Source organism: Mesorhizobium sp. KR1-2 (assembly GCF_040045035.1).
Classification (GTDB): Bacteria; Pseudomonadota; Alphaproteobacteria; order Rhizobiales; family Rhizobiaceae; genus Pseudaminobacter.
In genome coordinates this window covers 44,813-56,126 of sequence record NZ_JBDZDS010000015.1, presented here as the reverse complement: position 1 = coordinate 56,126, position 11,314 = coordinate 44,813, and the positions used below count along the sequence as shown (strand labels likewise).

Annotated in this window: 5 protein-coding genes, 1 tRNA gene and 1 rRNA gene; 4 read left to right on the top strand and 3 right to left on the bottom strand. The window is 66.4% G+C overall.

Translation table 11 applies throughout. The features are described 5' to 3' along the window. The 4 genes from rrf to ABLE85_RS22820 all read left to right on the top strand — a co-directional run. Positions 1–94 (top strand): 5S ribosomal RNA (gene rrf / locus ABLE85_RS22835); the annotation flags it as partial. A gap of 216 nt (positions 95–310) precedes the next feature. Next, positions 311–387: transfer RNA gene (locus ABLE85_RS22830), tRNA-Met, on the top strand. Positions 388–644: 257 nt separating this feature from the next. After that, positions 645–5,378, top strand: a complete 4,734-nt coding sequence (locus ABLE85_RS22825) for an NAD-glutamate dehydrogenase (RefSeq protein ID WP_348795005.1) — start codon at positions 645–647, stop codon at positions 5,376–5,378. 102 nt (positions 5,379–5,480) lie between these two features. Continuing rightward, positions 5,481–6,860, top strand: a complete 1,380-nt coding sequence (locus ABLE85_RS22820) for an MFS transporter (RefSeq protein ID WP_348795004.1) — start codon at positions 5,481–5,483, stop codon at positions 6,858–6,860. Between the two features lie 566 nt (positions 6,861–7,426). Here the strand turns inward: ABLE85_RS22820 and purH are convergent. The 3 genes from purH to ABLE85_RS22805 form a co-directional block, all read right to left on the bottom strand. Next, complete coding sequence (gene purH / locus ABLE85_RS22815) at positions 7,427–9,043, bottom strand: bifunctional phosphoribosylaminoimidazolecarboxamide formyltransferase/IMP cyclohydrolase (RefSeq protein WP_348795003.1); 1,617 nt, start codon at positions 9,041–9,043, stop codon at positions 7,427–7,429. A gap of 88 nt (positions 9,044–9,131) precedes the next feature. Continuing rightward, on the bottom strand, positions 9,132–9,461 hold the full coding sequence (locus ABLE85_RS22810) for a GIY-YIG nuclease family protein (protein WP_348795002.1): 330 nt from the start codon (positions 9,459–9,461) through the stop codon (positions 9,132–9,134). Positions 9,462–9,533: 72 nt separating this feature from the next. Further along, positions 9,534–11,243 (bottom strand): heparinase II/III family protein, encoded by a 1,710-nt coding sequence (locus ABLE85_RS22805; RefSeq protein ID WP_348795001.1) that lies wholly within the window; start codon positions 11,241–11,243, stop codon positions 9,534–9,536. Positions 11,244–11,314: the final 71 nt, after the last annotated feature.

The following is an 11,314-nucleotide window of genomic DNA, read 5'->3' as shown; positions in this document are numbered from 1 at the left end:
GCTGCACCCGATCCCATTCCGAACTCGGCCGTGAAACGCTCCAGCGCTGATGGTACTTCGTCTCAAGACGCGGGAGAGTAAGTCGCTGCCAGGTCTGCCAAGTGCATGAAAATCTTCTCCGAACGACAAGGCCCGCCTGAAACGGGACACCCGGGCCGCGCAAGCGGCCCTTCGCTTTGGCGCCAACCGGCCAAAGTCCAGCAAGTTGACGCGGGGTGGAGCAGCCCCGCCGGACCGCAGAAGGCGAAGCCTTCGAGGACCGGCAAACCAGACACCACCGGGCTGCTCGCCAACGCCGAACACCAGTTGACGCGGGGTGGAGCAGCCCGGTAGCTCGTCAGGCTCATAACCTGAAGGTCGTTGGTTCAAATCCAACCCCCGCAACCAGACCAAACGCCCCGGCCAAAAGCCGGGGCGTTCGCGTTTGCGCAGATGCAAACTCAAGGGCCGCTTGCAGACGCTGCGAAAAGAAAGCGCCAAGCGTCATCCGCCTTTCATTGGACGGCCGCATTTTGCGCCGATATCGTGGCGTCTCACGTGTTTCTTCTGTTACGATCCGGCATGCATGCAGGGGGAGGCTCATCACCATGGCAAGTAACGCCAAAAGCAAGTCCGTCGCCGTCAAGAGCCCTCCGGAAGCGAACATGCCTGGCAGAAGGGGCCGGCTCGCCGACTATCTGTTGATCAGAGCACCCGCCGAGGACGTTGCCGCCTATGATGCTGCCGCGCTGGCGCGCGCAGCGGAACTGGCCGAACGCGCCGTTGCCGGGCACCACAAGGGCGGGACGGTGATCGCCATCGACCGCGATCCGGAGATCAGGCTCGACGGGCGGCCGCTGACGGTGGTCACCGTCGTCAACGACAACATGCCCTTCCTGTTCGATTCGATCCTCGGCGAGATCAACGACAGCGTCGGGGAGGCCTCGCTGGTCACTCACCCGGTGGTGCTGGTGCGCCACGGCAAGGACGGTGTCGAGGAGGTGCTGGGCGAAAGCGGTCCGCACAAGGAAGACGACCGCGGCGCCGACCGGCTGAGCGTGGTGCATGTCCACGTCAAGGCGCTGAGCGACGAGCAGGCGGCGGAGCTCGAGGGACGCCTGCGCAAGGTGCTGGCGCAGGTGCACGCGGCCGTCGCCGACTGGAAGCACATGCTCGCCCGGCTCGACCAGGCGATCTCGCAATTCCGCTATGGCGAGACGCCGCTCGAGAAGCATGCGGTCGCCGACGCCATCGCCTTCCTCGAATGGCTGCGCGACGACAATTTTACCTTCCTCGGCATGCGCGAGTTCCAATATACGGGCGGCGAGAAGACCGGCACGCTCGACCGCGCCGGCAAGCCCGGCCTCGGCATCCTCGCCAGCTCCGACGTGCTGGTGCTGCGGCGCGACGCCGACGGCGACAGCATCACCACGCCTGAAATCCGCGCCTTCTTGCACGGACCCGAGCCGCTGATCGTCACCAAGGCGAACGGCAAGTCGGTGGTGCACCGGCGCGCCTATCTCGATTATATCGGCGTCAAGACCTATGACGAGAGGGGCCGGCTGGCCGGTGAGCTGCGCATCGTGGGCCTGTTCACCTCCACCGCATACACGCGCTCGGTGATGAAGATCCCCTATCTGCGCTCCAAGGCGCAGACCGTGCTCGACGCGTCCGGCTTCGACCCCGCCGACCATTCCGGCAAGGCGCTGATCAATGTGCTGGAAAGCTATCCGCGCGACGAGCTGTTCCAGACCTCGATCCCGACGCTGAGCAAGAACGCCGAGGCGATCCTTGGCCTGATCGAGCGGCCGCGCGTGCGCGCCCTGGTGCGCGTCGACCAGTTCGACCGCTTCGTCTCGGTGCTCGTCTTCGTGCCGCGCGACCGCTACGATTCGGATGTGCGGGAGAAGATCGGCACCTATCTGAAGACCGTGTTCGAAGGCCGGCTGTCCGCCTATTATCCGGCCTTCCCCGAGGGCGGGCTGACCCGCATTCACTTCATCATCGGCCGTTCGGGCGGCAAGACGCCTGAGGTCGAACAGGCCACGATCGAGGCGGCGGTCCGCGACATCGTGCGCACCTGGGAAGACGCGCTGGTGGAGGCGGAGGCGGCGTCGGGCACCGGCGCGGGGCTGGCCAGGATCGCCAATCGCTTCCCCGAGAGCTATCGCAACAGCTTCACGCCCGAACAGGCGCTCGCCGACGCGCGCCAGATCGTGACGATCAGTGCCGACAACCCGATTGCCATCGATTTCTATCGCGACCACGGCCAGACGCCCGAGCAGGCTTCGCTGAAGATCTATCACCACGGCGCGCCGGTGGCGCTGTCGCGGCGCGTGCCGATACTGGAAAATGCCGGCTTCCGCGTCATCAGCGAACGCACCTTCGAAGTGCGTGACGGTGCGGCGGGCTCGATCTTCATCCACGACATGGAACTGGAGAACGGCTTCAACAAGCCTATCGACCTGTCCGACGATGGTGCGCTGTTCGACGAGGTGTTCCTTTCGGTGTGGCGGGGCGACGCCGACAATGACGGCTACAATGCGCTGGCGCAGACCGCGGCGCTGCCCTCCTCGGCAATCGGCATTCTGCGCGCCTATGGCCGCTATCTGCAGCAGGCGGGCATTCCGCAGAGCCAGGATTTCATCGCCGCCGCGCTCAACCGCTATCCGCAGATCGCATGCGCTTTGTTCGAGCTGTTCGTCGCCCGCTTCGACCCGGCCGTGAAGGACGGCGAGGTGACGGCGATGCATCTCAAGGCATCGATCAAGGATGCGCTGGAGCAGGTGCCGAACATCGACGACGACACCATCATCCGGCGCTACCTCAACCTCATCGAAGCCTCGGTGCGCACCAATCATTTCGTGACCGATACGAAGGAGAAGGGCCAGTCGCTGGCGATCAAGCTCGATTCGCGCGCCATCGAGGGCCTGCCCGAGCCGAGGCCGTGGCGCGAGATTTTCGTCTACGGGCCTGAGGTCGAGGGCGTGCATCTGCGCTTCGGCTCGGTCGCACGCGGGGGCCTGCGCTGGTCCGACCGGGCGCAGGACTACCGCACCGAAGTGCTGGGCCTGGTGAAGGCGCAGCAGGTGAAGAACGCGGTCATCGTGCCGGTGGGCGCCAAGGGCGGCTTCTATCCCAAGCGCCTTCCCGTGGGCGGCGGCCGCGACGCGGTGTTCGAGGCCGGCAAGGCGGCCTACATCAACTTCATCTCCAGCATGCTTTCGGTGACCGACAATCTCGAGGGCGACCGTGTCGTGCCGCCGGCGGGCGTGACGCGCCGCGACGGCGACGATCCCTATTTCGTCGTCGCCGCCGACAAGGGCACGGCCACCTTCTCCGACACCGCCAACGCCATCAGCGAGGCGCATGGCTTCTGGCTGGACGACGCCTTCGCCTCGGGCGGCTCGGCCGGCTACGACCACAAGAAGATGGGCATCACCGCGCGCGGTGCCTGGGAGGCGGTCAAGCGCCACTTCCGCGAGATGAACCGCGACATCCAGCGCGAGCCCTTCACCGTGGTCGGCGTGGGCGATATGTCGGGCGACGTGTTCGGTAACGGCATGCAGCTTTCCGAGCAGACGAAGCTCATCGCCGCCTTCGACCATCGCGACATCTTCATCGATCCCGATCCGGACGCGACGACCTCTTTCGCCGAGCGCAAGCGCCTGTTTGCTCTGCTGCGCTCTAGCTGGCAGGACTATGATCAGACAAAACTGTCGGCGGGCGGCATCGTCGTCTCGCGCAACCAGAAGTCGGTGACGTTGCCGGCGGCGGCGGCGAAGGCCATCGGCCTTGCCAAGACGACCGCTTCGCCCACCGAGGTCATCAAGGCCATCCTCAAGGCGGATGTCGACCTGCTCTGGTTCGGCGGCATCGGTACCTATCTGCGTGGCACCGGCGAGACCAACCAGGAAGTCGGCGACCGTGCCAACGATGCGATCCGCATCACGGCCGCGGAAGCGCGCGCCAAGGTGATCGGCGAGGGCGCCAACCTGGGCGTGACCCAGCGCGCGCGCATCGAGTTCGGCCTGCTCGGCGGGCGCTGCAATTCGGACGCCATCGACAACTCGGCCGGCGTGAATTCGTCGGACGTCGAGGTCAACATCAAGATCGCGCTGGCATCCGCCATGCGTAAGGGGGCGCTGACCCGGCCGGCCCGCAACAAGCTGCTCGCCGAGATGACCGACGAGGTGGCAGAGCTGGTGCTCTCCAACAACTACCAGCAGCCGCTGGCGCTGTCCTTGCAGCAAAAGCGCGGCCTTGCCGACATCGCCCATCAGGGCCGCTTCATGAACGCGCTGGAGACGCGCGGGCTGCTCGACCGTGCGGTCGAGTTCCTGCCTTCGGCGGCGGCCTTGGCCGAGCGCGAGGCGCGCGGCGAGCCGCTCACCCGGGCCGAGCTCGGCGTGCTGCTTGCCTATGCCAAGATCGTGCTGTTCTCTGACATCGTCGGCAGCGACCTTCTGGACGATCCGCATTTCGAGCGCGACCTGATGGGGTACTTCCCCGAAAAGATGGCGAAGAAATATGCCGACGAGATCAAGGGCCACCGGCTGCGCCGCGAGATCATCGCGCGCGTGCTGGCCAATGATGTGGTCAATCGCGGCGGTCCGTCCTTCGTCAACCGTCTGCAGGAGGCCACCGGTCGCAACGCGGCCGACGTGGTGCGTGCCTTCGTGGCGGTGCGGGCGGGCTTTGAGCTGCCGGCGCTCTATCGCGAGATCGACGCGCTCGACAATCGCATCGACGGGCAGGTGCAGCTCGACCTCTACCACTCCGTCGGCCGGCTGATCTTCGTCGCTACCAGCTGGTATCTGCGAAATGCAGCTGGCGAAGGCCCGGTGGACGACGAGATAGCGGTGCTCCGCGAGGCGCGCCATGCGCTGGAGCCGAAGCTGGCCGAGCTGCTGCCGGCCTTCAACAAGGCGCGTCTGGCCGACCGCCGCGACGGCTTCGTGGCCGCTGGCGCTCCGCAAGGTCTGGCCGAACGGCTGGCGCTTGGCGATGTCGCCGAACTGATCCCGGACATCTCGCTGGTGGCGAAGGCCGCCAGGTCCGACATCGCGGCGGCGGCAAAAGCCTTCTTCGCGGTCAGCGATGCCTTCCGCATCGCGCGCATGGAAGATGCCGCGCGGGCCATCACGCCGTCCGACTACTATGACGAGCTGGCGCTTTCACGCGCCACCGACACCATCGATGCCGCACGACGCGGCATTGCGGTGGCGGCGCTGACCGGCTTCGGCACGGCGGCCGATCCGGTGCCGGCCTGGCTGGAGGCCGGCGGCGGGCGCGTCACGCGTATCCGCGAGCGGCTGCAGGGGCTGACTGAGGGCGGCGACATCACTGTCTCGCGCCTCACCGTGGCTTCGGGACTGATGAGCGACCTGACCGGTTGACGGCTGATCGCCGGCAGTCGACAACAGGGCAAGAAGCGGTTCGGAGCGGACCGCACCGCGCACGCGTCCGCATAGACACGTGGCATCCTGCCTGGAGGGGACATGGCCGAGGTTAGCATGGAGAGCAGCAGGGCGTCGCGCGCCGGCATCTGGGGCTGGATGTTCTTCGACTGGGCGGCGCAGCCCTTCTTCACGGTGGTCACCACTTTCATCTTCGGCCCCTATGTCGTCTCGCGCATGGCGTCTGACCCGGCCGTCGGGCAGGCGGCCTGGGGTTACGGCATCGCGGCGGCCGGCTTCGTCATCGCCATCCTTTCGCCCATCCTCGGCTCGATCGCCGACCACACCGGCCAGCGCAAGCCGTGGATCGCCTTCTTCGCGGTGATCAAGATCTTCAGCCTCTGCATGCTCTGGTATGCGGCGCCCGGCTCGCCGCTTGTGCCGACGATCCTGTTCTTCTCGCTCGCCTCGGTGGCGGCGGAATTTTCCATCGTCTTCAACGATTCCATGATGCCGCGTCTGGTGCCCAAGGCGGAGATCGGCAGCATCTCCAACATCGCCTGGGGGCTCGGCTATATCGGCGGCATGATCGCGCTGCTGTTCGTGATCCTGTTGCTGGCCGGCTCGCCGCAGACGGGGCTCACGCTGATCGGCACCGAGCCGCTGTTCGGCCTCGATCCGAAGCTCGGCGAGGATGCGCGCGCCACCGGGCCGCTTTCGGCGCTGTGGTACCTCGTCTTCATCCTGCCGATGTTCCTGTTCACGCCCGACAGCGCCAAGGGCAAGGCCTTGGGACCTGCGGTGCGTGACGGCCTCTCGGAGCTCAAGTCGACGCTCGGCGAAGTGCGCCGGCGCAGCGGCATTCTCCGCTTCCTCATCGCCCGCATGATCTACCAGGACGGCGTCAACGCGCTGCTCGCGCTGGGCGGCGTGTTCGCGGCGGCGATGTTCGGCTGGTCGATCACCGAGATCGGCTTGTTCGGCATCATCCTCAACGTCGTGGCGATCTTCGGCTGCCTCGCGGCGAGCCGTCTCGACACGTCGCTCGGCTCCAAGAAGGTGGTGATGATCGCGCTGACCCTGCTGATCGTGGCGACGCTTGGCATCCTGTCCACCGGGCCGGGCTACACGCTGTTCGGCGCGCTGCAGCTCGATGGCGCAGACACCGGCGGCTTCTTCGCTACGCCGGCGGAAAAAGCCTACATCCTCTATGGACTGCTGATCGGGCTTGCCTTCGGGCCGGTGCAGGCTTCGTCGCGCTCCTATCTGGCGCGCAGCGTGACGCCTGCCGAGGCGGGCCGCTATTTCGGCATCTACGCGCTGGCCGGCCGCGCCACCAGCTTTCTGGCGCCGTTCCTCTACGCGACGATCACGGCCATGACCGGCACGCCGCGGCTCGGCATGACGGTCATCGTGGTGTTCCTGGCGGTCGGCATGGCGGTGCTGTGGCCGACACCCTATCCGGCGGACAGGGCGAAGTGAAAGCGCCCCTCTTTAGGGTCGCCATCTCCGCAATCCGCCACCGACGCCGAACTTGCCTCGGACTGCCGGCTGAGAGTCCGAGGCCTGGGTCCCCGGAACCTCCGCACTTCGCTGCGCTCGTGCTCCGGCCCGAGGACGACGGGATGAAAGGCTGCGGCATCCTTTCAAGGCCGTCTCCAGCAACCTTCGACAATCTACAAGAACCTTCAACAGGTTGAGATTGAGGGTGCCCGGCAAGCCCTCGACGCTGGCGATTGGCGCCGGCCGCCCCACCTCGTCATCCTCGGGCCGGAGCACGAGCGATAGCGATGTGCGGAGGTTCCGGGGACCCATGCCGCTCCGTCGAAGCCGCCGCAGCGGTGCAGAATGAGCCGTCGCGTCGTGGGCGCCAGCGTTTTCCCTTCCCCATGAGGGGAGCGTGGCCCGAAGGCCGGGAGAGGGCAATCCATGCCGTGCGCGGCAATGGTTTGCACGAAGGTGAAGGTCAAGGGGGTAGCGCGCTGCCGCGATGACCCCTCCCGCCTTGTTGCGCTCGGCACCCTCCCCTCAAGGGGGAGGGTAAGACCTCAGTGCCTGAAATGCCGGATGCCGGTGAACACCATTGCGATGCCGTGCTCGTCGGCGGCGGCGATCACCTCGTCGTCGCGCATCGAGCCGCCTGGCTGGATGACCGCCGTGGCGCCCGCCTCGATGGCTGACAGCAGGCCGTCGGCGAAGGGGAAGAAGGCGTCGGACGCCACCACTGACCCCTTGGTAAGTGGCTCGGCCATGCCGGCGGCTTCGGCCGCGTCCTGCGCCTTGCGCGCGGCGATGCGCGAGGAGTCGACGCGGCTCATCTGGCCGGCGCCGATACCGACGGTGGCGCCGTCCTTCACATAGACGATGGCATTCGACTTCACATGCTTCGCGACGCGGAAGGCAAAGCGCAGGTCGGTCATCTCGCGCTCGGTCGGTGCGCGCTTGGTCACCACCTTCAGCTCGAAATCGTCAACCACCGCATTGTCGCGCGACTGCACCAGCAGGCCACCGGCCACCGACTTGACCGCCATGCCGGGCGCGCGCGGATCGGGCAGGCCGCCGGTCACCAGAAGGCGCAGGTTCTTCTTGGCGGCGATGATGGCCTGCGCTTCCTCGCTGGCCTCAGGCGCGATGATGACCTCGGTGAAGGTTTTGACGATTTCTTCCGCCGCTTCCGCGTCGAGCAGCCGGTTGACGGCGACGATGCCGCCGAAGGCCGAGACCGGATCGCAGGCGAGCGCCTTGAGATAGGCGTCCTTCAGGTTCGTGCCCTCGCCGACGCCGCAGGGATTGGCGTGCTTGATGATGGCGACGGCGGCCGAGCGGGCCGGATCGAACTCGCCGACCAGCTCGAAGGCGGCGTCCGTGTCGTTGATGTTGTTGTAGGAGAGCTGCTTGCCCTGCAACTGCTTTGCCGTGGCAACGCCGGGGCGCTTCTCGCCGTTGACGTAGAAGCCCGCCTGCTGGTGCGGGTTTTCGCCATAGCGCATGACGTTTTCCAGCTTGCCGCCGAAGGCGCGCCAGGTGGGGTGCTCGATCGCCAGCGCGTCGGCGAACCAGCCCGAGATCGCAGCGTCATAGGCCGCGGTGCGGGCGAATGCCTTGGCGGCCAGCTTCTGGCGGAACTCGTAGGAGAGGCTGCCGGTGTTGAGTTCCAGCGCGTTCAGCACGGCGGCATAGTCTTCCGGATCGGTGACGATGGCGACATAGGCGTGGTTCTTGGCCGAGGCGCGCACCATCGCCGGGCCGCCGATGTCGATGTTCTCCACGATCGAGGCATAGTCGGCGCCCGACTGGCGCACTTCCTCGAACGGGTAGAGGTTTACCACCACGAGGTCGATGGGCTGGATATTGTGGGCCTGCATGGCCTCGGCATGTTCGGGGTCGTCGCGTACGCCAAGCAGCGCGCCATGCACCGACGGGTGCAGCGTCTTGACGCGGCCGTCCATGATCTCGGGAAAGCCGGTGAGTTCGGAGACGTCCCGCACGGCGATGCCGGCGGCGGCGATGGCCTTGGCGGTGCCGCCGGTGGAGACCAGCTCGACGCCGGCCTTGGCAAGGGCGGCGGCGAAGTCGATCAGGCCGGTCTTGTCGGAAACGGAGAGCAGCGCGCGGCGAACGGGAACGAGGTCCGGGGCGGGGATCTTCTTGGAGGCGACGGCCATGGGAGCGGGCCTTTCTGCGGCTGGGTGAGCAAGGCTCGGCCCTACCACATGAGGGCCGGAAATCAAGCGCCGACGCCCCGCTTAACCGTCAGAGCGGCAAGGCGTCCAGTTCCTGCTGCCAGTGAGCGAGCCTTGTTTTCAGCGCCTCGCCGGTGGGGATCATCTTCGGATCGAACCGTTCGACTTGCTCAAGAACGAGGCAGTCCTGGCCATGCTGGTTCCACGCGGCCTGGAGGGTCCGTGAAACATGGTTTCCAAGACGGAGCGAGAAGGTAACACGATTCATGATCGCGTCGAAATCCGGCGCGTAGCCGACCCATTGCTGGCCGGATTGGGCGCAACGCAGCGCATATACGCCGGCGTTCGCCTCGCGGTTCTTGTAGGCGGCAATCGCGGCCTTCTTGTCGCTGTTGTCCATGAGAGAGCCTTTCCAGGATGGGCTCTAGACGCTGCCGCGCTGCGTTGTCAATTTTGCGGCCGCGAGCGGATGTCAGCTGGGACCGCTTGCTCTGCTCAGCTGCCAGCGAACCTCGGGCTTTTGCGAGGCCTTGAACGCAAGCACGATCTGGCGGCTGAGGCGGGGGCCGCCAACGCCGGCGAAGAAGATCGATTCCTCGACCTGTGGCGCGACTTCTCGGCAGGTGAAGACCCAGTGATCGGCCTGCGGCGCCGACAGGACAAGACGGCCCTTGCTGTCGCGGAACAGTTCGACGTCCGGATGCAGGTGGAAGCGGATGGTGGCGTGGTCGCGACCGTCGTTCAGCGGCCGTGCGCCGCCTTCGCGCAGGAAGCGGTCGGTGCCGAGGAGCAGCGCGCCTTCGTCCGACAACATCATCTCTCGCTCGTGATAGATGCCGAAGCGGCCGACATAGCCGTCGTGGCTGGCAACGAAGCCCTGCACGCCCCTGGCATCGGTGCGCTGGCAAGGCACGTGCCGCGCGCCCCCGATCAGCGGCGAGCCGAGCAGGTCGTTGACGCGCGGCGAATGGCTGAAGCGGGCCGACGAGGTGTCGTTCAGCGCGGCGGTGGAGTGTGCGGCCGTGGCACGCGAGAGCGGACGGAATTCCTCCGCGCCATAGGCATCGACGCCGGCATTGACGACGTAGTGCTGCCGGCCCGATGACATTTCGAAGGACAGGCAGCCGGCATGGGCCTTGTTCGATACCAGGCTCGGCGGCGACAGGCCTGTGTCGGCGATCACCGTGGTGCCGCCCATCGACAGGCGTTCGTAACCGGAATGCGGCGCGTGCAGCAGCGGTGCCCCGGCGGTGTCGTCGTGGCGCGTGATGGCGGCTATGCGGTCGTTGATGGTCACGCCCATGCCGTTGAACCGGGCCATGCTGCCGTCCTGATGACGGAAGAAGCGCAGCGCCGGCAGCATGCGCTCGACCGCGCCGATCAGCGCCTTCGGCGGGGATTCGGCCTGGTTGGCATAGGTCTGGCGCAGCGGCAGCAGGTCGGCCAGCAATTCCAGAACCGCCATCGGGTTGCGTGAGATGTGGCCGCCGTCCGGCAGGATCTGCCGGTTCAACTCCTCGGCAAGATTGCGCGTGGCGCTGCGAAGCGCGGCTGTGGAGGCGGGCAGGGACAGTGCTGCAAAGGCGAGCGCGATGCGCGCGCGCAGCTTCTCTTCCCCGTCGGGCATTTCGCGCGTCATGGAGCGGAGATAACGGATCTGCAGTGCCAGGGAGCGCAGGTAGCCGCGATAGAAGGGCAGTTCCGCACCCTGCAGCACCACGGAGGAATGCTGCAGCCAGGCGATGATGCGCCGCGCGGTGATCGCCGGTTCCCAGGCGACGCCGGCAATATGCCCGCCATGGGCGGAGATCCAGTCGCCGACCAGTGCGCGGGCATTGGCGGCGGCCAGTTCTGTGCCGGCGGCGCGCATGTGCCGCAGCCAGCGAAAGCCGTGCAACGACCTCTTCCAGCTACGGCTGGCTGCGTCGACGTGGAAAGGCGATTGGCCGCCGGTCTCGACCTGATGGCCGGCGAAAGGATAACGGCCGTAATAGATCTCCAGCGCGACTTGCGGGTCGGCAAGACGGAGATCGGGCGGCGCGATCAGGACGCGTTCTGGCGTGCGGCCAGTGAAACGCCAGCGATAGATCGGGCCCGCGCGCAGGCGGCGACGGGTCTTGCGCCAAAGCTCTTTGGCGACAAGTGTCCAAAGTTCTGCCGTGTTGCCTGCCGCAATCGACAAAAACCGCCCCTCCACGAATAGAAGTTGAAAAAAAAGATTAAATTTTATTCGAATCAATGCTTACTGCGGAG